This is a genomic window from Mesorhizobium cantuariense (assembly GCF_042647205.1).
GTDB lineage: Bacteria > Pseudomonadota > Alphaproteobacteria > Rhizobiales > Rhizobiaceae > Mesorhizobium > Mesorhizobium cantuariense.
The window spans coordinates 6,308,444-6,334,747 of sequence record NZ_JBHRVD010000001.1 but is presented as its reverse complement, the minus strand read 5'-3'; the positions used below and the strand labels follow the sequence as shown (position 1 = coordinate 6,334,747).

The following is a 26,304-nucleotide window of genomic DNA, read 5'->3' as shown; positions in this document are numbered from 1 at the left end:
ACCGTCTCTGACGTAAAGATTCCATTTCAATCGGTTTAAACGTGCGTCAATTTTGTTTGCACTGCAGCATTTTCACGCTAATCATTGCGCCGATTTCTCTTCCTTCCGTTGCTGGAGCCCAGTCCTTGGCCATCACGAAGATCCTCGTCGCCAATCGGTCCGAAATCGCCATTCGCGTCTTTCGCGCGGCCAACGAACTCGGCCTCAAAACCGTGGCGATCTGGGCCGAGGAAGACAAATACTCCCTGCATCGCTTCAAGGCCGACGAGAGCTACCAGGTCGGACGTGGGCCGCATTTGACCAGGGACATGGGACCGATCGAAAGCTACCTGTCGATCGAGGAGGTGATCCGCGTCGCCAGGCTTTCAGGCGCCGATGCCATTCATCCCGGCTACGGCCTCTTGTCGGAAAGCCCTGAATTCGCCGATGCCTGTGCCGAGGCCGGCATTACCTTCATCGGGCCGAAGCCGGACACGATGCGCCGGCTCGGCAACAAGGTCGCGGCGCGCAATCTCGCCATCGAAGTCGGCGTGCCGGTGATTCCCGCCACCGATCCGTTGCCGGACGACATGGACGCGGTCAAGAAACTGGCCAAGCAGATCGGCTATCCGGTGATGCTGAAGGCATCATGGGGCGGTGGCGGCCGCGGCATGCGCGCCATCCGTGCCGAAGCCGACCTTGCCCGTGAAGTCACGGAAGGCAAGCGCGAGGCGAAAGCCGCCTTCGGCAAGGACGAGGTCTATCTCGAAAAGCTGATCGAGCGCGCCCGCCATGTCGAGGTGCAGGTGCTGGGCGACACACATGGCAATGCCGTGCATTTGTTCGAGCGCGACTGCTCGATCCAGCGCCGTAACCAGAAGGTCGTCGAGCGGGCGCCGGCGCCGTACCTTGAAATGTCGCAGCGCGAGGAGCTCTGCGGCCATGCGCTGAAGATCGCCCGCGAGACCAGCTATATCGGCGCCGGCACGGTCGAGTTCCTGCAGGACGCCGATACCGGCAAATTCTACTTCATCGAGGTCAATCCGCGCATCCAGGTCGAGCACACCGTCACCGAGCAGGTGACCGGCATCGACATCGTCAAGGCGCAGATCCATATCCTCGACGGCTTTGCCATCGGCACGCCGGAATCGGGCGTGCCGGCACAAAAGGACATAAGGCTGAACGGCCATGCGCTGCAGTGCCGCATCACCACGGAAGATCCCGAGCACAATTTCATCCCGGACTACGGCCGCATCACCGCCTATCGCGGCGCGACAGGTTTCGGCATCCGCCTCGACGGCGGTACCGCCTATTCCGGCGCGGTCATCACCCGCTTCTACGATCCGCTGCTGGAGAAGGTGACGGCGTGGGCGCCGACGCCGGCCGAGACCATTGCCCGCATGAACCGGGCGCTGCGCGAATTCCGCATCCGCGGCGTCGCCACCAATTTGACCTTCCTCGAAGCGATCATCAACCACCCGAGCTTCGCCGACAATTCCTACACGACCAAGTTCATCGACACGACGCCGGAGCTGTTCCAGCAGGTCAAGCGCCAGGACCGCGCGACCAAGCTCATCAACTATCTTGCCGACGTTTCGGTCAACGGTCATCCCGAGACGCGCGGCCGGCCCCAGCCGAAGGCTGACGCCGCGGCGCCGGTAGTGCCCTACCTCAACGGCAATGTGCCCGGCGGCAGCAAGCAGAAGCTCGACGTGCTCGGCCCGGAGAAATTTGCCGCCTGGATGCGCGACCAGAAGGAGGTGCTGGTCACCGACACGACGATGCGCGACGGCCATCAGTCGCTGCTGGCGACGCGCATGCGCACGCATGACATTGCCGGCATCGCCGGCACCTATGCGCGTGCATTACCGCAGCTTCTGTCGCTCGAATGCTGGGGCGGCGCCACCTTCGACGTCGCCATGCGCTTCCTCACCGAAGATCCATGGGAGCGGCTGTCGCTGGTGCGCGAGGCAGCGCCCAATCTGCTGCTGCAGATGCTGCTGCGTGGCGCCAACGGCGTTGGCTACACCAACTACCCCGACAATGTCGTGCAGCATTTCGTCAAGCAGGCAGCAAGCGGCGGCATCGACCTGTTCCGCGTCTTCGACTGCCTGAACTGGGTCGAGAACATGCGCGTCGCCATGGATGCGGTCGGCGCCGAGGGCAAGCTGATCGAAGCGGCGATCTGCTACACCGGCGATATCCTCGATCCGGCGCGGGCGAAATACGACCTCAAATACTATGTCGGCCTGGCCAGGGAATTGCAGGCGGCCGGCGCCCACATTATCGCCGTCAAGGACATGGCCGGCCTGCTGAAGCCGGCGGCTGCACGCGTGTTGTTCAAGGCGCTGCGCGAAGCGACCGACCTGCCGATCCATTTCCACACCCATGACACGTCAGGCCTGTCGGCGGCGACGGTGCTGGCGGCGGTGGACAGCGGCGTCGATGCCATCGACGCGGCGATGGATTCGCTGTCGGGCAACACCTCGCAGCCATGTCTCGGCTCCATTGTCGAGGCGCTGAAGGGCACCGAGCGCGACCCCGGCCTCGACCCGCAATGGATCCGCAACATCTCCTTCTACTGGGAGGCGGTGCGCAACCAGTACGCCGCCTTCGAAAGCGATCTGAAAGGGCCGGCGTCGGAGGTCTATCTGCACGAGATGCCGGGCGGACAGTTCACCAACCTCAAGGAACAGGCGCGCTCGCTCGGGCTGGAGACGCGCTGGCACGAAGTGGCGCAGACCTATCACGACGTCAATCTGATGTTCGGCGACATCGTCAAGGTGACGCCGTCGTCCAAGGTCGTCGGCGACATGGCATTGATGATGGTCAGCCAGGATCTGACCGTCGCCGATGTCGAGAATCCGGACAAGGATATAGCCTTCCCGGACTCGGTCGTCTCGATGCTGCGCGGCGATCTCGGCCAATCGCCCGGCGGCTGGCCGGCGGCGCTGCAGAAGAAGGCGCTGAAGGGCGACAAGCCGATCACGGTGCGGCCAGGTTCGCTGCTCAAGGCAGCCAACCTCAAGGCCAGCCGCAAGGAGATCGAGGACAAACTCGAGCGCAAGCTCTCGGAGTTTGAATTCGCCTCGTGGCTGATGTATCCGAAGGTGTTTACCGATTTCGCCGGCGCGCAGGAGACCTACGGTCCGGTCAGCGTCTTGCCGACGCCGACCTATTTCTACGGGATGAAGCCGGAAGACGAGATCTTCGTCGACATCGAGAAGGGCAAGACGCTGGTGGTCCGATGCCTTGCCATCGGCGATGTCGACGAAAAGGGCATGGTCACCGTGTTCTTCGAACTCAACGGCCAGCCGCGCCGTGTGAAGGTGCCCGACAGGGCGCATGGCGCATCCGCCGCCAAGGCTCGCCGCAAGGCCGAGCCCGGCAACGAGGCGCATGTCGGCGCGCCGATGCCGGGCGTCGTCTCGGCGCTTTCGGTTGCCGCCGGCCAGGCGGTCAAGGCCGGTGACGTGCTGCTTTCCATCGAAGCGATGAAGATGGAGACGGCGCTGCATGCCGAGCGCGACGGCACGGTCGCCGAGGTGCTGGTCAAGGCCGGCGACCAGATCGATGCCAAGGATTTGCTGATCGCATTCGGGTGAGAAAAGGCGACTGTCGAGCCCAGTCTGTCCGCACCTGGCGGCAGCCTTTCATGCCGCATCGATAACGGCTTGACCCGCCGCCGCTGGTCGGGCATCGAACCGGCTCAAATTTGCCGCAGCAGTTCCCGAGTCGCGGCGCAGTAACGATGTGGAGAAAAACATGGCCGACGATATCACCGATACCAGCCAGACTGTTGCCGCCGGCCAGCTGCGTGCCTTCATCGAGCGCATAGAGCGGCTCGAGGAAGAGAAGAAGACCATTTCCGACGACATCAAGGAAGTGTTCGCCGAGGCCAAGGGCACCGGTTTCCAGTCCCCCCTAAAGCTTGTCGCCTAGAAACGAAATCAATCACTTAAGCAGGCGACAGTTCGTCGAGCTAGACGACACGCCGACGATCATAGAAGGTTCACCGACATGGCAGACGAAATCGCCGAAACCAGCCAGACCGTAGCCGCCGGACAACTGCGCGCCATCATCGAGCGCATCGAGCGACTCGAAGAAGAAAAAAAGACCATCTCCGACGACATTAAGGAAGTTTACGGGGAAGCGAAGGGGACGGGTTTCGACGTGGCCGCCATCAGGCAGCTCATCCGGCTCCGCAAGAAGGATCAGGCCGAGCGGCAGGAAGAGGAAGCGATCCTCGATCTGTACAAAGCCGCGCTCGGCATGGTTTAAGTTCCACTCACCTGTGGAGCGATTTTGTCGCGCCATTCTGCGTGGTGTGGGATGCCCACAGCTGCTGGGTTGCAGTTCAAGGTGCTGGTTGAAGAGGCCAGCATCTGAAGGCGCAAGCCCTAGGACCGATCTTCGCGAACTTGATGTTGAGGCGGTGGTGTCGACGAGAGCTGCCGTGTGTGGCGACATCTCGCTCTAGCGTTGCTGTATCCTCGAGGTGAATAGGAGGCAACGTTACCGTTCCACCGGGTCGGTGGCGCTTAGCAAAATGGCAAGCAAGTGAGTTCCGGAACCGCCTCGGACCTTCATCGTGGATCTAACGCTGCATCGGCTAAAGGAGGAGTTGGCCGTGCGCGGACCTCGGGGTCCCTCGAAGGATCAGGGGCGATTACAGTGAAGGGTGATGGTGGGATGAAACCCCGGACTCTCCATTGAACTGGAGCAAAGATGGGTCTCAGGTCATGGGGCGGAAGGGCTCGATAGCGTATGATGGACGCTGACGCGCTCGGCTGCTGCATCTCAGGCAATGTAGGTCAGACGACAACTGCACCCGAACTGCAGATGGCTGGCCGTAGCAAGTGTCGTCCCGCTGTTTCTCGCCTTTTGCCCTGCGTTGCAAAGCGCGGCGGCCGCTGCATTGACCGGCTGCGACTGTCCGACCGAAGACGCTTCCCTCAACGGACCGTCAGGATAGATGCTTGTCACTATGTAAAACGAGCCGACGGCTCGGTGCACGTCGTCGGCATCGTGTGCGAATGCGACAGGTGCATGAGCGGCCTGCAGCGCCCAGTGACAGCACCCTTTCAATCTTTCGCGACGATGGTCCTCGATGCAATCGGAGAGGATTATGGTTGCTACGGCTAGGCATTCGCTTACTCCTTGGCCTTTGCCTTCTCGTGCTCAATGGCTTCTATGTGCTGGGGAAGCAATTTCAACCAAGTGCTGAGGAACCGCTGATTGCGAGGGTAGTCCATCTTGTATGGGCTACCCCGTTGAGGCGCTCATAATCGAAGGCTCCTGCCGTACGGAAGAGGAGGTCTTCGTACTCGGCCACCACATCGGGATCCTCTAACGCTTTGAGGTGATGTCCGCTTCGGCTGATGAAGTTCCGCAGAGTTTTATAAGAACCCGTTCCTCACTCGAAAGCATGGCTCCTAGCAAAATCCGGTCGTGTTTTGGCAGTCGCTGCTGTTGCTCTTACATAGAAGCATTCCCCGCGTGACGATCCTTATGACCGATGAGAACCTGGGATTTTGTTGGCGCAAGGTATCTCGATGGGACGCTTCGTTCGAAGCTTGAGCGTCATCAGTTTCGCCTGCCTTCAGTGTCGATCACAACGTCTTGGCCTTGGTCAGCCAAGCGCCAGGCTGTCCATAGCTACAACAGGTTCTGCCTACGTAGCGCGACACCTGGACCGCGCTCCGGAGTTGATGGAAGAAACTCCACACCTTCTTTCTCGAATGCGAGCCGAAGTTTTTCTACCGCGTCAAGTGCGATTCCTTTTCCGCCTGACTCGATACGAACGACCGTCCTGCGGCTCACGCCTGCGCGCTCGGCGACTTGCTCCTGGCTGAGGTTCAGTAGCGCCCGCGCTGCACGCAACGCCCGCAGAGTGTCAGAAATTGAATCCATATAGCAGCAAGTCCGCCCCCGTTTTGCTTTGTCAACAATTGGCGCGTGGAGTGACATAGTGATGGACTAACGCGGGCGAATCATGCACAAAAAGTGACATTGCGCGTGTGCACTGCGAATCGACAGGATCCCGGATCGAATCCTTCGTTCCCCAGGACTTGCAGGTCTGATGGCGCTGGAAAGCAGGATAGGAGAGCCAACCGTGTACTATTTTGGAAGCAAGAATGGCGATGTGGACTACGACGGCATCAGGCGAGAAATCGAAAGGTTAGAGAAGCTCGTCGTCGACCTCTGGTTGGTGGCCTCGCCGTTCGACTGCCGCCGCCTGTTTAGCGAGAAGACGTTGTCAGACGCTCCGCTTCTGGAGGACTGGCGACAGGCTGTCCGCCCCGGGCCTTGCCTAGTCGGCTTCTCCACCGGGCACCCGCTTCTGCCCGGTTGCGGGCGGCCGATCATGACCTCTGATATCTGGCTTTTCTCCGAAGAACTGCGGCTAGCTCGATCAATGTCCCGATGGTACCGCCTCGGGAATCCTTTCCGCGACATGTCGAAAGACAACTGAGATGGCATGCCCGTCCCAGGAGGGGAGCACAGTCTCGCGTCCCTTAGTTGCCTGGCTCGCCCACAGCGAGTGCTCGTGGCGAGCGGGAATCCTGCGGATCAAGGATTCAAGCCTTTGCGCTGCACGGTGCCGCTCGAGATGGCAGGGCGTTTGGGGGCTGACATGAAACTCTGGATCTGGTCTGACCTCCATCTCGAGATGCAGAACCCTACCTTTGTGGATAAGGCACCTGATGCCGACGTCATCGTCTGCGCAGGTGACCTCTGCCTTGCCGATGAACTCGGCGATTACGCGCGATGGCTTATCGAGCGGTACGGTCTGCCGATGGTTTTCGTGCCTGGCAATCACGAGTTCTACAGCAATCGTGCAGTCCGGCCGCGAACGAAGCCTTCCAACCATCTTCTGATGAAGGAGGTGGCCGAGGCATCGCGTTCCTGGCGGCGTCGGCTTTACGTTCTTGATGACGACATCGTGGAACTCGGCGGCGTGCGGTTTGTCGGCGGCACACTGTGGACCGATTTCGAGATGGATTTAGTGAACGATGCCGGCCTCCGGCGGCGGATGCAATCGGCACTGACGCAATTGGTGGACTTTTCGAGAATCTGGCTGGGCAACGGCGAGTTGCTGATGCCGCAGGTCATGCTCGGTTTTCACTGGTTGACGCGCGGCTTCATCGAACGCGAGTTGGCGATCCCTTTCGAAGGCAAAACGGTCGTCGTCACGCATAATCTGCCCCATCCGAATTGTACTCCTTCGGCTTACGTCGGCCGGGAAACCAATTTTCTGTTTGCCTGTGCGAAGGAAGCATTCGAGGGAATCCTGAATTCGGATGCGGCTCCCGCGCTCTGGATTTGCGGTCACACGCATAATCCAAGCGACGTCAGGGTCGGCCGGACGCGGATCGTCTGTAATCCGATGGGGTATATCAGGGTCGCCAGCGAGCGCGACAACGGCTTTCAGTGGGACCTCGTGATCGACACGGATGACTTGTTGTCAAGACGCGGAGCGCCGAACCCGCAGGTCGAATTTCCTGCCGCTTGGGATGCTCGCAGTGATTTCGCCGGAGACGGCCGCGCTGTGCCGCCTGCTGTTCAACAATGCCCGTGATCGGAGAACGCGATGCCCGGTTCCAAACCGAAGACTGCTGTCGCCAAGAAATCGAACGTCATCAAGACTGATCTCTTGGCACGGGCCTATCTTGATATCCTCGCCCGCGAGGTGGGCGTAAACTCGAAGCCAATGCTGCGCGCTGGGTCAGGAGACCCCTCCGATCCCGTCGAAATCCTTCTCGATGACTTGATGGACACGCCAGCGAATGAACGCGTGTCAGTTCGCCCTGACCTCGCCGCCGTGGCAGTGCTGACGGCCCGCGCCGTCGAGACCGAGCCCGGGCTGACGCGGATTTTGCGGCGAGGCGCGCCGATCGTCACTATCGCAACCCATACGCCTGACCGTGTCGCACCGGTCCGTAAGGTGATTGAGGCTTGCGCCCTCCCGGACGAGCGCTCCGTTGTGACCAGCGTCCGCCAATCGAGACCGGGACGGGACGAAGCATTGATTGTCGCCAGGGACGGAACCGAAAAGAGCCATAAGCCCGATTCCGGCAACGACTCGGTCGCTGACGCGATGCATGCGCGCTCGACGATCATTGGCGTTGCGCCAGATCCAAGGCGGCAGTTGCCGCGCGATCTGATGCGCTCGGCGGAGTTCCATCTGGTCCTGCCGGAAATCGATCAGAGTGCCCTGTTGCTCGTCATTGAGGCAGTCACGGGTAAGCGTCCGGGGCGATCGATCGATCCAGCTGCCATCCGCCTGCTCGACATCGCCGATCTGGTGCTTGCGCTGAGGCCGGACCGCAGCCCGGATGATTGCATCGTAAGGCTCGAAGATCTCGTCGCGGGTAAGGGAGAGTTCCATTCAGACGGAGCGGCGCTCGAGGACCTCGACGGCTACGGAGCAGCAAAGGACTGGGGCCTCGAGCTGGTCGCCGATTTCGCGGACTATAAAGCGGGCCGCATCAGCTGGGACGAGGTGGACCACCGCGGGCTGCTGCTGTCCGGTCCTCCCGGCGTCGGCAAGACGAGCTATGCTCGGGCGCTCGCAAAGTCGGCACGCGTGCCGCTCGTCGCGACCAGCGTCGCTGACTGGAATGCGGCGAACTACCTCTCGGGCACGCTACAGGCGATCAAGGACGTTTTCGCGCGAGCGCGCCAGCTGGCACCCTGCATCCTGTTCATTGATGAGCTCGATGGCATTTCCGACCGATCGCGCTTGAGCGGGGACTATGTCGAGTACTGGTCCCAGATCGTCAACTTGTTCCTGGAGCTGCTGCAGGGCATCGAGGAGCGGCCAGGCGTCGTGGTCATTGGCGCCACCAACCTGCCCGAGGTCATCGACGCTGCCGTAAAAAGGGCGGGACGGCTGGACCGTGAGATTGCGATCGCAAGGCCGGACGTGAAGGCGCTCGCCGGGATCTTTCGACATCACCTCGGCAACCAGTTGCCAGAGGCTAACATGATGCCAATCGCCTTAGCGGCGCGGGGTGCCACCGGAGCCGACGTAGAAGCATATGTGCGCAGGGCGCGAGGTGCTGCAAGACGCGGCCGCCGCCCGCTTCAGCTCAAAGACCTTTTGGCGGAGGTCCGCTCGAATAGGGAGCCTCCGTCGCTCGAAGAGCGGCGGCGCCTTGCCGTGCACGAAGCCGGCCACGCAGTTGCTGCCACTTTGCTCGGATGCATGGAGGTCATCGGCGTCTCGATTGGCGATCGCGACGGGCTGACCCAAATCGTCAAGGTCGACGGCAGCACAAGCCCGAAGCACTGCGAGGACATCATGGTCATGCTGATGGCAGGTCGCGCCTCCGAAGAGCTCGTGCTTGGCAGTCCGTCCGCAGGTGCGGGTGGCGCGCCAGGTTCAGATCTTTCCCATGCGACGGAACTGGCAAAAAAAATCGAACTCAGCTTCGGCTTTGGCGAATACGGCCCCGTGTTTCTGCCCGATGGTGCGCATGACCCTCTTACCACGGTTCCGGGACTGTTCATCGCTGTAAAGACGCGTCTGGAGCGTGCGATGGCGGACGCTGTGGAGCTACTAACGAAGCACAGGACGGCTCTGGATGCAGTTACGGACGCGCTCGACCGGTCAGGCTACTTGTCTGCCGACGAGGTCTCGCAACTCGTTAGCAAAACTCCCTGAGTGAATGAACCAAGGCGTTGAGTCCTATGAAAATCTGGACGTTTTCCGATCTCCACCTCGAATTTGCGGAGTTGCCACGGCCCCTCGCGATTCCGGATGCCGACATCTGCGTGGTCGCTGGCGATCTCTGCCGAGCGCCGGCCAACGGAGTTCACTGGTTGGCCGAAAACATTGCTCATGCGATGCCCTGTGTCTATGTCGTCGGCAACCATGAATTTTATCGAGGGTCGATCCGGGAAGGATTGGAGGACGGCCGCAGTGCCGCCGCAGGATTCCCGAACGTCCATCTTTTAGAAGACGATTTCGTCCTCATCGACGGCATCCGCTTCCTCGGCGCCACGTTATGGACCGATTACCGAATCCAAGGGCATCCGGAACTCGCCATGGTCTACGCGCGCGAACACATGAATGACCATCGACTGATCGGGAAGCAGCAAGATCCTTGGCAACGTTTCCTACCCCAGACGGCATACCGGATGCACCAGAATTCGCGTCAGTTCATTGATGCCGCGCTGAAGGCCGATCCAATCAAGACCGTCGTCGTAACGCACCACTTGCCACACGCGCGATCCATTCCTCCGCGGTTCGAAAGTGATTGGTTGAATGCCGCTTATGCGAGCGACCTGTCCAACGTGATCGAGGAAGGACGTCCTGCGCTCTGGGTCCATGGACATACCCATGACAGTTGTGACTACGCTCTGGGAAGTACGCGCGTCGTCTGCAATCCACGAGGATATGATAGCGAGAACGAGGCGTTTGATCCGGGTCTCGTTCTATCGCTGGAAAGATAGACTATACAACCGGGTGCATCACCCGGTTGTCGGACAGCACGGATATGGGGTCGACGGAGCGCTCGGCATACTTGGTTTTCGAAACGGAGACTGCCATCCATGTCGACTCCACGGCACGCAAAAACTAGGTGGGCCACCTTTCGGGCCGTCCAGTGGCTCGCAAATCGGGAGAGGCGGCTGTCTCCAGCCGTTGGTGAATTTTGTTGAAGGCATCACCAAAACGATCGATGCGGATGGCTACGGCGCGGAGAACCGTCCTATCAGATACCCGCCTGCAGGTGTTCCTGCCACTCCCGGAACTGCCTCAGCGCACGCCGGATTTCCGACCTCTTCGCTTTCGCCAGGCCTTCCCGCTCGAACGCCGTCTCTAGCGCATAGGCTTCCGCGCCCAGGCACCGAAGGTCCCGACCGCCGAGAAGCTGGCGGGCTCGTTTCACCCTCCATTTTGCATTCGCGACCATTTGGGAAGGCATCCTTTTCTCTTTGGTCAGCCATTGCCCGAAGTTTCCTGGAACGTCGGGTTGGCTTTCGCCGCGCTCCCTTCGCAGGATTTCCTTTCCAAGCATTGCGGCCATAGGTGCTGGGACAGCGTTCGCTATCATCTGGTCCACATCTCGGCTAAGGCAGCCGCTCCAGTCCCAATCTGCGGGAAACCCTTGGATGCGGGACGTATCATTCTGGGTGAGTATGTAAGCCGTAGCTGCAGGAGTCGGATCGTCAGGATGGGGGTTGTCAATATAGCTGGAACGCGGCCGCTCCCGAGAGGTCCGGACGATGGACGGAGCTGGCTCATCTAACGTGTAGACGCCGCGCGCGTCGTGAAACGGTCGGAAATATAGTCCGCTCACCTCACTGTAATTAGAATCGTTCCGATGAGGCGCATAGGTCGCGGGCTGCGGCCTCCTGGCATTCCGTATCGTAGGGCTCGGTTCGTCGACCGACCAAACGCCGCGTCGGTCCAGAGCGCGAGGGTGGCTGTAGACGTGGTCGCCGAAAAGGTTGCCGAACACCGCCCTGAGCGGCATCGGTTCTGGCGTGGCGGCCTGCTGGATTGAAGCTAACAGAAAGCCGTCCCTCTCGCCGAGACGTCCCACGACGATCAGGCGCTTCCGCTTCTGCGGCACGCCGTATAAAGCCGCGTTCACGACCAACTGGGTCAGGCCGTATCCCGCGTTCTTCAGCATGTCGCGAGCATCTGCCCAGGCTGCGGAATTGCGCGCTCGCTGAACGTTCTCCATCATGAACCATTCGGGGGCGGTCGAGCAGACATATAGCGCGAAGGTCCTGGTGTGGTTAGCGCGTTCGCCCTCGATCCTAGCACCCGCCGGAGAGAAATCTTGGCAGGGCGGCCCTCCGGCGATCATGTCCGGTTTCAGCTTCGCAATCTCCGGTGCGATCGAAGCGACGTTGCCCAGGTCGGCCACGACGGCGTGATAACCTACGTTCCGGTTATATATGTCGACCGCGCTCTGCATGTGGTCATAGGCCCTGACCACCTCGAAGCCGGCCCTCTGCAATCCCAGGGACATGCCCCCAGCCCCGGCGTACAGTTCCACAACTCTCAGTGGCGGGCCTTTTCCAATTTCCAGCTTGGCCTGCTCTGTTGGCGAACTCCCGAGATCGAGCCCAACGGTCTCCAAAAGCATCAAAATTTCCACCCCGCATTCTCGAAGGGTCGTTTGGCGTCGGAGAGTTAAAAGAATGTGACGTCGTGTGTCATTTGACAGGCGGTGTCGGAAAGGGCTCGTTTACGACGTGTGCCGGTGGTTCCTTAAGCCCCGGCATCGTAACCCTCCCGACCTGACCATCAGTTGGGCGAGGGGCCATGGACGAGTCCGAAGTCGGCGAAGAAGAGCCCGGATACTTTGTTTTCGACGTGCCGGTCTCCGTCTATCGGGACGTTCATGCCGACAAGGCTCGTACGAGGCCAGACAGGGTGCTGCATCCCGTTCTGGCAATCCGGTTCGCGAGCGGCCAGGTGGCCATCCCGGACGAGACGCTGGGATGGGTGAGAAATCTAATCGACGGGTACATCCCTACGGCGGATATTCGCCGCAAGCTCAACACCGTGGGAAGGCTCCACGAGTTCGCCCAGTTGACGGTCGGCGAACAAAAACTAGAGGTCATCATTGACAATATAGTCTGGGCGTATCTCCGGGCGAGGGCGGAAAACCCGCTCGACCCGTCCCGACGGCGGTTCACGCACTGGAAGCCCGTCCGATTTGATTGGGTTCAAACCGAATTCAGGGACCTTCTGGAATTCGCTAGATTTTGCGGCGATTTCACGGGCAAGGCATCGATCATGGGTGCTGCCTTCAAGTCGTCGTCCAAAGTTTGGGTGACGATGAAGCGCGCATCCGCGCCCGACGATTTCCTGGCCCATCTCGAGGCGGATCGGGAACGTTGGAACATCATGCTTGGAGACGACATGGTCCCGGCTCCGCCTTCCGCTTTGCGACGAATCGCGGCCAGCGCAAACGTCCCAAAGAACGGCAACGACACAACACTCTCGTCTGAAGAGGTCGATGCCATCATCGATCTCGAAAAGAACTTTATGCTGAAGGCGCTTTGGATTTTCCTGGCCTTCGTTGGTCCCCGCATATCGGAACCGCTGAACATGTGGGTGTGCGACTTCTTGAACCCATCCGACGCAAGAAAGTTCTTTCGCACGGACCTTGTTGGTCCCGTCGCGATCTTCGCCGATCCTCGGAAGTCCAAATATGTCGGCCATTTCGACTCACGGCGCGCGATCCAAACCCGGTCCGAATACCTCGCCTCGAAATATGGGCTCAAACCGCGCCCCGATTGTGAGGGAAAGCGGAAGAGGGTCGGCTGGAAAGGCATGATGACGTTCAATTCCGAATGGTTGGTCTCTCACGGCACGTGGAACTGCCGGAAGCGCGCAACGCAGTTTGCTGGATTGCTTGACGAGATCCGCGAGTTCCACGTCGATCTCGCCACCTCGAAGAACTCGCACCCCTATCTCTTCGTGAACGCCGTGAACCGCGAGTTTCTGGGAGAGCCACTGCAGATGTCGAACGTGGAGAAAGCGTTTGCGCGTGCATGCAGACGGGCAGGCATCGAACCGAACACCTCCGGAGCCTCTCTGCACGGAATGCGCCACTACTACAAATGGTACGCGCGAAATATTCTCGAGCTGGAGGAAGACATTGTCCAGCTGATGCTCAGACACATCAGCATCAATAGCCAGCGGGACTATGGAAAGCACGCAGCGGACATTTACGACGCGATGAATAAGGTCAGCAAACGGACCGCAGAGCGGGTCTGACAGCGAAGATTTCACTATCGACAATAACAGACGGGGCACCGAACGATGAATCTGGAATTTCGGAATGACGACAACCTCATGCATTCGGACAAGGCACCAGGTACCTACTTCAACGGCACCGACCGGATCGTGCTTCTTCGCGCGCCCGACGCGGACGAGCTGAGGCGGCTCTGGGAGGAGTTCGACCGAGAGATCAGGTCCGAACTAAAGGACCTTCTCGTTCGGCCGTACGGCGAGATCGCCCAGAAGTTCGGAAAATTGGGCTTTAGGGGAAGCAACGCGGTCGAGCGTGAGGACCGGCTGTTCGGGATGCTCACGCAGAGCGGCGAGAAGTCTGCCCATTTCAGCAAGCCGAGCCTCTTCGCGGCCGCAGCCGCGCTCGATCTCGTTCCTGACCTGAAACCAAACGGTCAGCCAAGAGAGCGTATGAAGCGCGGGGAGGGCAGGATTCTGGATCAGGTTCTCGCGATGCCGCGCGATGCCCAGAAGGCGATTATCGAGGTCATCCTGAATGATCACGAGAATGTCGATGAATGGATGCTTGTTACCCAAGGCAGTGAGGTCGGATGGCAGGCACTTCGAAGCCGCGTTCACCAAGCCACTGACGCAACGGCGTTCCTGGAGCAACTGGCGGCTGATACCGAACGCGAGATGGGAGAGCTCGAGCACCGCGTCGTCAGGCACGCCAGTGCCGAGGAGAAGATTCGTTTTGCGCCCAGGTGGTTCTCGCAGTTCCTTGCGCAGCGGAAGATATGGGTTTGGCCGGCCCGGTATGCATCCCGAATAATCTACCTGTATCCAGCCCGGTTTACCCCGTTGGTCGCCAGGATGTCGGTCTCGTCGGATCACCGAGACTTCGCGGACGCAGTTTTCCGCTATCATCAAGGGCAAAGGAAGACGGGAGCGGCCGTGGCGCTCCAGGCATTTGCGGCGGCGGCCCTCTGCGGAAATACGTTCGAGGCAGGCCAGAGATCATTCAATTGGTATCCCATGGCAGCCTTCAAGGAGAGAATCCCGAGTCTGAACGCTGCAAACCTTTTGTCGGCATCGCTGAACGCAGTTTACAAGCTGGCGGTGGAGCACGGGGGACAAAGCGTCAAGAAACGCGAGGAGGCGCATCTCTTCGTCAACGGGGCGCGCCTCGCCAAGGTCGGTGTCGATGCCTTCAACTGGACTCTGAATCCGACCTCATACAACACGCAGCTTGCATCCAAGATGCTAGAACGGCCCGTCATAGCCATTCCCTCGCACGTGAAGTCGTGGGCTGCGCAGCTGAGGGAGCTATTGCCCGCATTCGGGAACAAAGCCATCACACAGGTCGAAAACGCCCTCGATCTCTGGCTGATCTACTTAATGACGCTCGAGCCCCGGGAAGCACCGAAGGATTTCCAGACGATCTCGCGAACGGACCATGTCCGCGACTTGAGTGGCCGCAACACCTACACCTTCTGGAACTTCCTAAATGCGTATTTCAAGGGCAAACCCGCAGACCTTCCCAATCGTGCGATCTCCAAGATGCGCCAAGGCTTCGCGCTCGCCGCGCTGCAAGGCCGCTTCGAAGCGGGGAATCCGTTCGACACCAAACAAGATAAGATTGGTGGCGGCTACACAAAGCGCGCCGATGTCACTCACCGGAAGCCATTGGAACTCGAAGCTTGGGAGCTGATCGTCCGAAAGAACCGGGAAGGAGACTACGCTTTCGCCCGCAGCCTCGGCCCGACCCGATGTCACCATACGCTCAGGAATCTGGACACGGGAGAATACCAGCACGTCTTCTGGCCGGCCGAGGCCATAGTGGTCGACATTCTTTTGAACTCCGGCATGCGCCACGTAAGCGGTCGATGGGTCGATAGCGGAGAAGGCGACGAGAAGGTCATCGATCGCGAATCGATGACAATGGTCCCGAACCCTCATCCGGCAGCTACATTGGGCCGTAAGGATTCCTTCCTCCAACTCGTTGATCTGCCTGGAAAGAAATCCCGTAAAATCATCGGCCAACGAGTCAGCATCAACAAGTCCGGGTCTCCCTTCGTCATCCCATGGACCGATGCTGCTATTGTCGAGGCGTTCTATAGGATGCTTGCCCTCCAGACCAAATACAATCCTATCCATGAATCGGTAAAACCGATCAAACCCAAGACTCGCGAGATCACCCGGGCCAATCCGGAGCTGTTCGCGGACATCTTTCCGCTCTTCCGCGACCCAGGCAACACACAGGATCTGGCGATCAGCGACTCCAAGGTATTGGGATATTGGAAACAACTGCTTCACCACTGTCAGGATGATGTGAACAAGCTCTTTGGTTACGATTATCCGCTCATCACGGACGACGGATTGGTCTTCGACTTGCATGCGTTGCGCGTAACGATGGTATCAAATTTGCTGGAGGCGAGGTGTCGGCCTTGAGGTCGTACGTGACTTGGTTGGCCATGTTACGGCGATGATGACCTGGCACTATAACGGGATGCGTAGCGCCAAGCTCAACACGAGCGTTCAGGCAGCAATGGAAGCGCGTAGTGAGGCGCACGATAGGCTTGCGGCAAGAGACAAGGATGCGATCGAGGAGTATGCGAAAGACGCTGTCGTTCCAGATTTCGTCGAGCACCATGTCGGTGTCGGCATGCTGCGCGAGTACGGCCAACGCCAGGACCTTTCACCGTTCGAAATCTTTCTGCACGGTATATGTCCGGGGGGCTCTTGCTCGAGCGGCGGCGAGAAGGGGGCGGGCGAGCGATTCTTGGCTGTATGGCGCGAACGCGCGTGTTCGGGGTGCCGTTACCGTGTCACGGGGCCGAAATTCCTACCGGGTATTCAGAATCGCATCAACAACCTCATGGCGGAGCTGCGCCTAGCCGAGCAACGCGCTCAGGAAATCAGTCGGACGATCGAAGAGAAGGAACTCCAGACGGGCAAGCAAGATAAGGCCTTGCGCACGATTCAGCGTTCGGAGAGCCGATTCAAAAACAGACTGAGCGAGGAGCTGGCAAAGGAGCTGAAGGTCCAGAAGATGGTGCAGGAAGTGCGCGAGATGGCTTTCGCCGAGGGCAATTCCGCCGACAGTCTGCTGCTTCCCGTCGTGCCCGGGTTCGACCCCGCGGCTCTCGGTTACGGCTTCACCCAGGTACATGAATTCGAGCTTTTTCACACGCAGGTGAAGGAAATGCGGTTGCTTCCCGCATCGGTGGCAGAGGTGCCTCAGGGTGTGGAGGCGCATATGAAGAAGCTGCTGAAGATGGTGCTGCGCGTGAACAGTCTCGCGGAACTCACGGCATCGCTTCCAGATCGTGAAGAGACCGATGCCTTTATCAAAATCGGCGATGTCCTGCTTGAACGCTATCCCGAGCCGAGCGAGTTCCAGCAACTGATAGAAGGAGCGGTCAAGCTCGATCAGCCGACGCTGGAAAATGTTCGTACAGAAGTCCGCGCCGCCATCGCCAGCATGCCCAAAGCCGCCCGGCAAATCGAGTTCGCAGCATGATCCAGCAGACAGAGACCGAGGGCGTAACTGCCGACTCCTTGATGGGCCGACTGCAAGAAGAAGCGAAGCGGACGGGTGATCCCCGTCCCGTGGCAACGCTCGCCCGCGTTGTGGAGGCATGCGATGAGATCCTCTCTGGGGCAGCGGCCAGACGTGCGAGGGCCGCCAAGGAGGATCCGCAAATATTCGATCCGGACTTCGTCAAACTGAACCCAAGGATTATCGGGCTGTACGTCCGTCTCCGCGCAAGGCTCGACAAGGGTGCGACGGAGTGGACTGGTCCTCACCCGTCGACTATCCGTAGCTGGAAGGAGTTGGTGCAATATATCCAACTGCGAGCGGCGGAAGCCCATCGACCGGGCAGGCCAAAGAGGCCTGCCCCAAGCACCCGCAAGACGGATCAGATCATTGACGGCATCGAGAACATGCATGACCGCGCTCAGCTGCGTGAGATGATCGCGAAGGGCCGTCAGGCAAAACGGGAACTCGACATAATGAGCGAGGCCATTCGGAAGTATCCTGAAATTGATATCGATGCCCTCCGGGACGGGCGATCATTCGCAACCAAGGTGCAAGGCCCGCAGGCGCAGTCGGCGATTGGGCCTGACGACGTGAAGCTGATCCGCAAGCTCGTAGCCAGGCTACAGGACAACGACCAGATTGATGAGTTCGACCTGATCTATCGCAGCGGGCGGCTGAAGAGAGACGGCGGCCTCGATCTAGTACTGCCTGAGGAAATGAGACTTCTGGAGCGGCTAGCGGGTTTGGAAAAGGTATCGGGATGACATTCTGGTCAGAAATCCAGCTAGGCTCTTCGGCTTCGCTGACAAGGACGACGTAAAGACATGAAAAAGGCTTCCGACACTCTAAGAAGCGCTCGGTGGTTCGCTCCCGACGATCTCAAGGGCTTCGGCCAATTCCGAGGGAGGCCTCAACATCTCCCGTCAAATGCACTCGGAGCTTCTTGGCCTGCTTCAGGATTCATGAGTTCAAGGCCCAGATCCCAGATTTCGAAGGAAATGCTCGGCGGAATCTGGGTTGGTTACCCTGTTGCTATCAGATGAGAATAACTCATCCGCTGACTGGTCGGTGCAAGCCCTGTCAGGGCTGACCACTGGGCGGGGTGGGCGCTACGCCCGCAAATATTCTCTGCTGAGAGAAAAGATAGTATTCCAGCTTCTCTCGTTTCCAGTTTTCGGGGCTGTACATCATCCCACATCTCATGTTGTGGATGCCGGTGGCCTGCTTGAACGCTCCTTGGTCCATCTGCCGCCCCGTGAGTACGCCGTTCCTGTAGCTCAGCCCATCACCTGATGAGCCAGAGCCGTTCGACGAGAAGAACCTGAACCCGACCACATCCTTGCCATATCCCTGCACAATGTTCGCCTTAGCGTCCAGATAGCCGATGAAGCAGACCGAATGGCCGCCATGGGGATGATCGTAACTGATGAATGATCCGGGAGAGAGCTGGGAGAAATCAACGATCTCGCCCATTCCGAACAGGGACAACGCCTTGCCGACGCTGTGACATCCCTCGTTCTCCCAAACGCAATTCTGCAGGGTCATGCCGTTTAGCCCGAACATTTCTCTATCGCTTAAGTAGCTGTACGCCTTCGGGTCACGAGTGCGATCACAATACATGATGATCGCTTTGAGAATGATTTCGAACTGCGAACTGACACACATCGTATAGGGTGGGTTACTCGCCTTTACCAAGTGTTTGTCGAAATTGAAGTTGTTTGTGAAATTGCTATGCAAATTGTAACCCCTATGACCAAAATCGGCATACACTTCATGTACGGCATCGATGACATCCGAATTCATGTACAAATCATCGTACATGACGGCTGAGGAAACCATGTCCGATTTGGTGAGAAATATCTCCGGAATCTCCCAATCGTCACCGATCTCGATCGTTTCGTCTTCGCGGGAATATTCCTGCGGTAGATATCTCGGTTTCTTTCTCAGGATCACCAGCTCCCTTCCCGCCAAGTCAGCCAGCTCTTCTTCCACAAGGTTCTTGAATTCCAGCCACTTGCTGCCCTCTTCGGAGCCGTTAAGCAGCAAGACAGGACATCTCTTTCCGGTCCACTTGTGATGAGTATAGAGACTGTCTACCCCCAAATTGTAATCGTGGAGAAGTCCTGCTGCCAGCGCAGCCGCGCGCTCATTGGCGGCGGTCTGGTCAATGCCAACGTTCATGCAAATCTCAATGCCTATCGTCTTGGAATTCCCCGGGCCTGCGTGCCAGCCTATTTCGTCACTCGGGAGACTCTGCCAAATCTCCTGGTCATCCACGGTGTAGTGCCAAGATATCCAGTGTTGCTGTCCGTTCAGCATGTAATAGCCAGTAGTGGCGACAAATTTCGCGTGCGCGTGCGCGTCTGCACCTTTGCTCGCATTGTCGGTGTTGTGAATAGTCACGCCTGCGACGTTCAAATGCTTCCCCGGTCTGTTTTTGCGGCCAGGCGGAATTATCATTTGGCGGATGTTCAGAAATTTGGTCGGTGTCGATGCCATGAAATTCTCCCAGCTGCCGGAAGCATGATAGCGTTGACGCTGGTCCCATGTTATCATTAGCGGATACTTGTGCAAGGCGAGTATTTTGTTTTGGGATCGGCGTTGTGCCTTTGACTGGTTTGGTCGGCCCCTAATTGAGCTGACTCCTAGTCGTCCTTCAGGTGCCAACTCGGGGGCCTTATGATCGAGCACAGTGGGAAGTTGCTTATCAAGGTGCTGGGCGCACCCTATTCATCGTTGCTTTCAGGGCCTAACCGCCTGCAGATTGCGAATTACACGCTGGAGCCTTTGTTTCCCGGCGCCCAGACATTAAGAACGTTTTCGAAGAGCAGGAAGTCGGATCATTGGCTTCTAGCTATTCCTGAAAGTATAGACCCATATATCAACCCTTGGGATGTCGCGCATCGCGTAGCCAAGGCGGCCAAGTATACTCTCTATGCCGAGCCAGACATTCTGCACACGCGTCACTCGCCAAGCCCTGTTGAGCCGTCCAATGGTTTGAATCGACATTGGCCGCCATCAATCGCAGTTAGTCCTGGATGGCATCTCGGACCTAACTACACTGGCTTCAGATCGTCGACTGCGAAAAAGTATGACGGGAAAGGCATTAGGATTGCGCATCTCGACACGGGCTACTCTCCGACACATCGCTCGAGGCCGGTCAATCTCCTGACATCCCTTTCGGCAAATTTCTACGAGGGCGGCAAGGATGCTGTTGATCACGGGACGGCTATCGGAAACCCGGGACACGGCCCAGCGACGCTTGCTCTGCTAGCTGGTAACGAACTTGACATGATTTTTGGTGGGCATCGCTTTCAAGATTACATTGGCGGTGCGCCTATGTCTGAGGTTGTGCCAGTAAGAATCGGTGCGTCAGTGATTCATTTTTTTACGAGCGCCATGGCTCTTGGAATTGACTACGCCCTTGCTCCTCGCGGAGACCCCAAGAACAGATGTGATGTCATAACGATAAGCCACGGCGGTTTGCCGTCACTGGCTTGGGCTGCTGCAGTAAACAACGTTTACGAGGCGGGCATCGTTGTTGCGGCAGCATCCGGTGATAACTTAATCGTGGCAGGTATTGACCTACCGGGTCATGAGACAATTTGGCCGAGTCGGTTTAGGCGGGTGATAACGGTTTTGGGTGCCACATATGATAAGCTGCCCTATGTGACCGATGCCCCATTAGTGCTGCAGGGGAGCTATGGACCACAGAGTATCATGGACAAGGCGATCGCAGCCTACACGCCGAACGTCGTCTGGGTGAGATTCGATACAGCAACTGGTTATGATATGGACGGTGGAGGCACGTCAGCGAGCACTCCACAGGTAGCTGCCGCTTGTGCACTTTGGCTCCAGAAGAATAAGGCCGACTATCCAGCGAATTGGAAACGGGTCGCCGCTTGTCGTTATGCGCTATTTAGCGGTGCCTACAAGGGCAGCAATCATTCTCGGAGCAGGGGAAGGCTCGGGAAGGATCCGGATACGTATCTCGGAACCGGGATACTCGATGCGCCCGGAATGTTGAATGCGCCAGTGCCAAAAAGCCTTCAGAAGGAACCAGTAGATGAGGTGGACCTGACCTTCTGGCAGGTCGATATGCAAATGGGCGAACCAAAATCTTGCGAGGAGATGATGTATGCAGTCGAAGCGGCACAGCTCTTCTATCGAAATTCGAGTTCCGATTTGGTCCGACAGGCGCTGCTGGGCTCACAGGAGCCTGGTTCCACCAGATCGACGAGACTAAGGGATCTGGTTGGCGTTAGTGCGGAATGTTCGGTGTCGCTCAAAACTCGCTTGGAGTGACCTGCCACTGAACATTCATCCGGCGGCGATTAGTTTCGGTCAAAACGGCCGAACAGCAAGCAGAAGCGATGGTGCTGAAGACGCGAGGCCTTCTGGTTCGTCAGCGAACCCAGGCGATCAATGCTCTGCGCGCTCATTTATCGGAATTGGGCATCATCGCCAGCATCAGCTCGGCGAAAATTGCGGGGCTGATCGAGATCGTGCGCGATGAGACCGATACTCGCTTGCCGAAAGCTGCCCGTTTGGCTTTATCGGCCATCGCCGATCAGATCGAGGCGCTGATGCGACAGATCGATGATCTCGAGCGGGAGATTGCTCGTGAGGCGAGACGTGACGAGGATATGCGCCGGATGGCAACGATACCAGGTGTCGGAGCGATCACCGCGGCTTCGATCAAGGCGCTTGTTCCAGACCCCGGCGGGTTCAAATCCGGGCGTCACTTCGCTGCCTGGTTGGGATTGACGCCGAAATCCCATTCCAGCGGAGGCAAAGAGCGGCTGGGAGGTGCGCATTCCAGCGATCGTGGGCAGCCATTCCACGCCATGGTGGGCACGTGGAGCCTGACCGACGGTTGCTATGAGTTCACGGGATTCTTGTCGGCGTCAAGAGCCTGTTTGCCGGCGATTTTGCGCATGCTTTCGCCGGTCATGTTGAGGCGGTGAGCGTTGTGAACGAGCCGGTCGAGGATAGCGTCGGCGAGGGTGGGATCATCGCCGATGACTTCATGCCACTGATCGACCGGTACCTGGCTTGTGACGATGGTGGACGCCCGTCCGTTGCGGTCTTCGAGCATCTCCAGAAGATCGATGCGCTGGCTCTGGGTGAGGACCGAGATGCCCCAATCGTCCAAGATCAGGAGCTCGACGCGAGCGAGGGATTTGAGGAGGCGCGCGTGGCGACCATCGCCGCGTGCCAACGCCATGGCTTCGAACAGCCGCGGCACGCGCTGATAGGAGACCGAGCGTCCATCCCGGCAGGCCTTGTGGCCGAGGGCGCATGCAAGCCATGATTTTCCCACACCGCATGGGCCGCAGATCGCCAAGTTGTTGTGGCGAGCGATCCAGTCGCCGGCGATGAGCCTGGCCAGGAGGGCCCGATCGATGCCGCGCGGGGTGCGCAGATCGATATCTTCGACGCAGGCATTCTGGCGCAGGGCGGCGAACTTGAGGCGGGTGGTCATGCGCTTGGTGTCGCGTTCCGCCGCTTCCCTGTCGGCCATGATGCCGACCCGCTCCTCGAAGGTCAGGGCCGCAAGATCGGGTGAGGTTCTCTGTTCCTCGAAGGCCTTGGCCATACCGGCCAGCCCCAGGGCGACGAGCCGTTCATGGGTGGGATGTACGAGCATTTTTCTCTCCTGTTGATGAGGGTCAGTGGAAGTAAGCGCGGCCACGAATGTTGGCGTGGCGCAGGGGCTTTGGTTCTGGCTCCGCGTCCGTGAAGGCACGATCCAGGCCGGTCTTGAGGATGGATCGGATGGAGCCGACAGAGCGGGCCTGGATGGTGTTGCCGCGTCGGCAGGCTGCTTCCAGCCGGACAGCGCCATAGGGCTTCTGCAGGGCCAGGATACCCATGCAGGTGCGGAAGCCCTGCTCGGGATGAGGCCGGGCGGCCATGATGGCCATGGTCAGGGCGGCCGTGGATGGGCCTATTTTCTCGGCGGCGGCGGTGATCCGGGCCGGCGTCCAGAAGGCGTGCCGCCGATGGGCGCTGGGCATATGATCGGCAAGCGTGGTGTGGTTGCGACGACCGGGTGACTTGGGCGTGGCTAGCAACCCGTTCGCCCTTGTAGAAGGCCTCCACGGTGCGATCGGCGATGCGGACATCGACGAGTTCGCGGATCAGGCGGTAAGGCACGGAATACCAATTGCCGCTGGCCTCGACATGATAGTCGGGCGCCACCCGGCAGCGCTTCCACACAGCGAAGGCATAGGGTTCGGCCGGCAGCGGTCTCAGCGCCGGGGCGTCCACGGAGGCAAACAGTTCAGCTCGGCTCATGCCATAGGCCCGCATGATCCGCCCATTGAGATCGGCGACCAGTTCACCAATCGCCTGGTTGAGCTCGACCAGGCTGAAGAAGCGGTGATTACGAAGGCGCGCCAGCACCCATCTCTGGGCGATTTGCACCGAGACCTCGACTTTTGCCTTATCCCGAGCCCGATACGGCCTGGCTGCGAGGATGGTGGTGCCGTAGTGCCGGGCCATGTCCTGGTAGGTGCGGTTGATGCCGGGATCGTACCGATCTGGATTGGTCACAGCCGCTTTGAGATTGTCGCACACAGTGATGGCCGTCGCTCCGCCAAAAGAGGCGAACATGCCGACATGGCAGCCGATCCAGTCGGCGAGCCCTTCGCTGGGCCGGGCTTCAGCATATACATAGCTCGAGGCCCCCAACGCGCCGACGAACAGCTTCATCGCCTGGGCTTCACCCGTTATCGGGTCGATGACATCGATGGTGTCGCCAGCGTAATCGACGAAGACCTTCTCACCGGCGGCATGGCGCTGGCGCATCGTCGGCGACACACGCTGCTTCCAGGCCTCGTAGTGCTCGCAGAACCACGAATAACCGTAACCGCCCGGATGCTCGGTCCGATATTCCTGCCACAGCAAAGCGCGTGTCACCGCCGGGCGCCGCAGTTCACGATCGACATGGGCCCAGTCAGGCTCAGGGCTGCGATCCACTGCCGTCGCGGCTGGCTGGCCCGGAAACAGCCGTCGTTCCAGTGCTGTGTTTCGCCTCGCGCGACGGCCAGCCCAACCCAGCTGCCTGAGCCCGACGCAAGTAGTCGCCCACGGACCCTTTGCTGATGCCAAGCGAGGCAGAAATTACCCGGCTGCTCAGCCCACTCTCGTACTTCAGTCGTAATAGTTCGCGTATGCGGCGCATCGACAATCTTTCGGTCGGCATCTGGCTTCCTCGTTAAAAAACGAGACAAGCCATAGCTCGCTCAGACTGTCGGTCGAGGCCCCTTCACCCGCGCTTCAACGGTGCCCACGATCCCGTGGAATGGCTGCCCATGATCCCGTGGAATGGCTGCCCATGATGGCGTGGAATTCGCAGCTGGGAGGAATATCGAAGATGGGCAATCCGGAGCTTCGCTCTCTACTGGTGCTCGGTGCAACTTCTGTTTTGCGACACGCGCGGGGCAACGCCAAAGCGCCCAAATGGCTGAGCTCGCTTCTGGCGCGCCGGCCTTTTAAGGTCGTGGCCGTCGCGCTCGCCAACAAGATGGCGCGGATCATCTGGGCGCTTCTGACCAAAGGAGGGACATACCGGGGTCTTGAAGCGGCAAACAGCACAGCGAACGCTTGAGCCGAAGGACAACCCGAACGAACTGACAGGCGCGGTAGCCGGCAGAGGTGAGGTGCACGAAACAGACGATGATTCCATGGGACGAAATCCCGAGGCGAGAGAGGCCGCGTGACTCAATGCGCTGACAGCGCGTTCGTTTGATCAGCCCCTCGTATCGCGGACTTCATTGAGGCCAGCGGTCCTGAACCGCGCTGAAAGGCCGGACATATGACCGCACCGTACCGGTGTGATGAGCCGTCTGAAGAAAGCACTTGCCTGAAGGGCCAATGGTATGGACCCCGCCCTCCAGGCGAGGTGAAATCTCGAACGTCAACTGCAACAAAGGAGGATGTCATGCAGGTCGTTCGAATAGGTCTGGATCTTGCGAAATATGCGTTCCAGCGTCACGGGGTCGACTGCCGCGGAAAAGTCGTCGTGCGAAAGACGCTGCGTCGCGATGCGGTAGCCTGCTTCTTCGCCAATCTGCCCCGATGCCTGGTCGGCATGGAAGCCTCGAACGGCGCGCATTACTGGGCAAGGGTGCTCACCGAGCTTGGCCATGAGGTTCGGCTGATCAGTCCTCAGTTCGTTACACCATATGTGAAGTCCAACAAGAACGACCGAAACGATGCGGAAGCCATCTGCGAAGCGGTCGGCCGGCCTTCGATGCGCTTTGTGCCGCCGAAATCGACTGATCAGCTGGCGGTCCAGGCCGTTCATCGCATTCGTCGGCGTCTGGTCGCCGATCGAGTTCGGCTTGTGAACCAGATTCGCGGCCTTCTTTCCGAGCACGGGATCGTCATTCCCCGCGATATCTCGCAGCTGCGGCGCGGCCTCGCCGTCATCGTGGGAATGATGATGTCGGACTCAGCGAGATGGTCCGGTCGCTGATGAGGGAGCTGCAGACGGAATTGGCCGAGCTCGACAATCGCATTGCAATTTATGATCGGCGGATACGGGAAATCTTCCGCACCAGCGAGCAGTGCCAACGGCTTGGGAAGATCGAAGGCATCGGCCCCGTGACGGCAACCGCCTTGATCGCTGCCGTAGGCGATAGAACCTGCTTCAAAAATGGCCGTCAGTTCGCGGCCTGGCTTGGCCTGGTACCCAAACAACGATCCAGCGGAGGGCGAGCCCGGCTATTCGGCATCAGCAAGCGGGGCGATCGCTATCTGCGCACATTGATGATCCATGGGGCTCGTGCTGCGCTTGGCAAAGCAGCCGGCAAGCAGGATCCACGAAGCCTCTGGCTCAGTAAGCTGCGGCAAAGACGACACCCCAACGTCGCGGCTGTCGCGCTCGCCAACAAGAATGCGAGGGTCGTGTGGGCCATCCTCTCGGGTGGCACATTCTACGAGCCCGCACAGTCGGTGAAAGCAGCTTGAGGCGAAGCGGCAAACGAAAGGAAAACAACAGAAGGAGGTCTCACCCCGGCAATTGCAGCAAAATGGCAGGAGATGGTGAAACGGTCATTCCGTCGCT

General features: G+C 59.2%; 16 protein-coding genes and 5 pseudogenes. 16 read left to right on the top strand and 5 right to left on the bottom strand.

Translation table 11 applies throughout. From position 1 onward, the window contains the following. The first annotated feature begins 125 nt into the window (after positions 1 to 125). The 4 genes and pseudogenes from pyc to ACFOJ9_RS30945 all read left to right on the top strand — a co-directional run. Complete coding sequence (pyc, locus tag ACFOJ9_RS30960; protein ID WP_378984738.1) at positions 126 to 3,584, top strand: pyruvate carboxylase; 3,459 nt, start codon at positions 126 to 128, stop codon at positions 3,582 to 3,584. A 160-nt stretch (positions 3,585 to 3,744) separates the two neighbouring features. Continuing rightward, positions 3,745 to 3,921 (top strand): GapR family DNA-binding domain-containing protein, encoded by a 177-nt coding sequence (locus ACFOJ9_RS30955; protein WP_378984736.1) that lies wholly within the window; start codon positions 3,745 to 3,747, stop codon positions 3,919 to 3,921. A 78-nt stretch (positions 3,922 to 3,999) separates the two neighbouring features. Next, a complete protein-coding gene (locus ACFOJ9_RS30950; protein WP_378984734.1) occupies positions 4,000 to 4,260 on the top strand; it encodes a DUF2312 domain-containing protein in 261 nt (86 codons plus the stop codon). A 229-nt stretch (positions 4,261 to 4,489) separates the two neighbouring features. Further along, positions 4,490 to 4,618, top strand: a pseudogene (locus ACFOJ9_RS30945) (IS630 family transposase); the annotation flags it as partial. Between the two features lie 1,019 nt (positions 4,619 to 5,637). Here ACFOJ9_RS30945 and ACFOJ9_RS30940 read toward each other — a convergent pair. Then, positions 5,638 to 5,892 carry a helix-turn-helix domain-containing protein gene (locus ACFOJ9_RS30940; RefSeq protein ID WP_378984732.1) on the bottom strand — a complete coding sequence of 85 codons (255 nt, stop codon included), beginning with the start codon at positions 5,890 to 5,892 and terminating at the stop codon, positions 5,638 to 5,640. Between the two features lie 169 nt (positions 5,893 to 6,061). Between ACFOJ9_RS30940 and ACFOJ9_RS30935 the strand changes: the two genes are divergently transcribed. The 4 genes from ACFOJ9_RS30935 (at position 6,062) to ACFOJ9_RS30920 (ending at position 10,440) form a co-directional block, all read left to right on the top strand. Next, positions 6,062 to 6,454, top strand: coding sequence for a DUF6634 family protein (locus ACFOJ9_RS30935; protein ID WP_378984730.1), 393 nt, complete (start codon positions 6,062 to 6,064; stop codon positions 6,452 to 6,454). Positions 6,455 to 6,616: 162 nt separating this feature from the next. Next, positions 6,617 to 7,561, top strand: coding sequence for a metallophosphoesterase (locus tag ACFOJ9_RS30930; protein ID WP_378984728.1), 945 nt, complete (start codon positions 6,617 to 6,619; stop codon positions 7,559 to 7,561). Positions 7,562 to 7,573: 12 nt separating this feature from the next. Next, positions 7,574 to 9,649 (top strand): AAA family ATPase, encoded by a 2,076-nt coding sequence (locus ACFOJ9_RS30925; protein ID WP_378984726.1) that lies wholly within the window; start codon positions 7,574 to 7,576, stop codon positions 9,647 to 9,649. A gap of 26 nt (positions 9,650 to 9,675) precedes the next feature. After that, positions 9,676 to 10,440: a metallophosphoesterase gene (locus tag ACFOJ9_RS30920; protein WP_378984724.1), complete on the top strand. Its 765-nt coding sequence runs from the start codon at positions 9,676 to 9,678 to the stop codon at positions 10,438 to 10,440. Positions 10,441 to 10,700: 260 nt separating this feature from the next. Here the strand turns inward: ACFOJ9_RS30920 and ACFOJ9_RS30915 are convergent, their stop codons facing one another. Further along, positions 10,701 to 12,086: a DNA cytosine methyltransferase gene (locus tag ACFOJ9_RS30915; protein ID WP_378984722.1), complete on the bottom strand. Its 1,386-nt coding sequence runs from the start codon at positions 12,084 to 12,086 to the stop codon at positions 10,701 to 10,703. Between the two features lie 179 nt (positions 12,087 to 12,265). On the opposite strand from ACFOJ9_RS30915, the gene ACFOJ9_RS30910 reads away from it, so the two are divergent. From ACFOJ9_RS30910 to ACFOJ9_RS30895, 4 genes are read left to right on the top strand one after another with little or no spacing between them, the layout of a single operon-like run. After that, positions 12,266 to 13,729 (top strand): hypothetical protein, encoded by a 1,464-nt coding sequence (locus tag ACFOJ9_RS30910; protein WP_378984720.1) that lies wholly within the window; start codon positions 12,266 to 12,268, stop codon positions 13,727 to 13,729. Between the two features lie 45 nt (positions 13,730 to 13,774). Then, positions 13,775 to 16,135, top strand: coding sequence for a VPA1269 family protein (locus tag ACFOJ9_RS30905; protein ID WP_378984718.1), 2,361 nt, complete (start codon positions 13,775 to 13,777; stop codon positions 16,133 to 16,135). A gap of 37 nt (positions 16,136 to 16,172) precedes the next feature. Beyond that, positions 16,173 to 17,207: a hypothetical protein gene (locus ACFOJ9_RS30900; protein ID WP_378984716.1), complete on the top strand. Its 1,035-nt coding sequence runs from the start codon at positions 16,173 to 16,175 to the stop codon at positions 17,205 to 17,207. Next, positions 17,204 to 17,992 carry a hypothetical protein gene (locus ACFOJ9_RS30895; protein ID WP_378984714.1) on the top strand — a complete coding sequence of 263 codons (789 nt, stop codon included), beginning with the start codon at positions 17,204 to 17,206 and terminating at the stop codon, positions 17,990 to 17,992. The genes ACFOJ9_RS30900 and ACFOJ9_RS30895 overlap by 4 nt, the downstream gene beginning before the upstream one ends. A 316-nt stretch (positions 17,993 to 18,308) precedes the next feature. On the opposite strand, the gene ACFOJ9_RS30890 is transcribed toward ACFOJ9_RS30895, so the two are convergent. Further along, positions 18,309 to 19,727 (bottom strand): peptidoglycan recognition protein family protein, encoded by a 1,419-nt coding sequence (locus ACFOJ9_RS30890; protein ID WP_378984712.1) that lies wholly within the window; start codon positions 19,725 to 19,727, stop codon positions 18,309 to 18,311. A gap of 180 nt (positions 19,728 to 19,907) precedes the next feature. On the opposite strand from ACFOJ9_RS30890, the gene ACFOJ9_RS30885 reads away from it, so the two are divergent. Together ACFOJ9_RS30885 and ACFOJ9_RS30880 are read left to right on the top strand one after the other, a co-directional pair. Further along, positions 19,908 to 21,533, top strand: coding sequence for a S8/S53 family peptidase (locus tag ACFOJ9_RS30885; protein ID WP_378984710.1), 1,626 nt, complete (start codon positions 19,908 to 19,910; stop codon positions 21,531 to 21,533). 26 nt (positions 21,534 to 21,559) lie between these two features. Next, positions 21,560 to 22,036 (top strand): annotated as a pseudogene (locus ACFOJ9_RS30880) (transposase); the annotation flags it as partial. Positions 22,037 to 22,107: 71 nt separating this feature from the next. Here ACFOJ9_RS30880 and istB read toward each other — a convergent pair. Both istB and istA read right to left on the bottom strand, forming a co-directional pair. Then, positions 22,108 to 22,878 carry an IS21-like element helper ATPase IstB gene (gene istB / locus ACFOJ9_RS30875; RefSeq protein ID WP_095203403.1) on the bottom strand — a complete coding sequence of 257 codons (771 nt, stop codon included), beginning with the start codon at positions 22,876 to 22,878 and terminating at the stop codon, positions 22,108 to 22,110. Positions 22,879 to 22,900: 22 nt separating this feature from the next. After that, a pseudogene (istA, locus tag ACFOJ9_RS30870) lies at positions 22,901 to 24,438 on the bottom strand (IS21 family transposase). Positions 24,439 to 24,588: 150 nt separating this feature from the next. On the opposite strand from istA, the pseudogene ACFOJ9_RS30865 reads away from it, so the two are divergent. Next, a pseudogene (locus ACFOJ9_RS30865) lies at positions 24,589 to 24,843 on the top strand (IS110 family transposase); the annotation flags it as partial. Between the two features lie 333 nt (positions 24,844 to 25,176). Next, positions 25,177 to 26,207 (top strand): annotated as a pseudogene (locus ACFOJ9_RS30860) (IS110 family transposase). Positions 26,208 to 26,304: the final 97 nt, after the last annotated feature.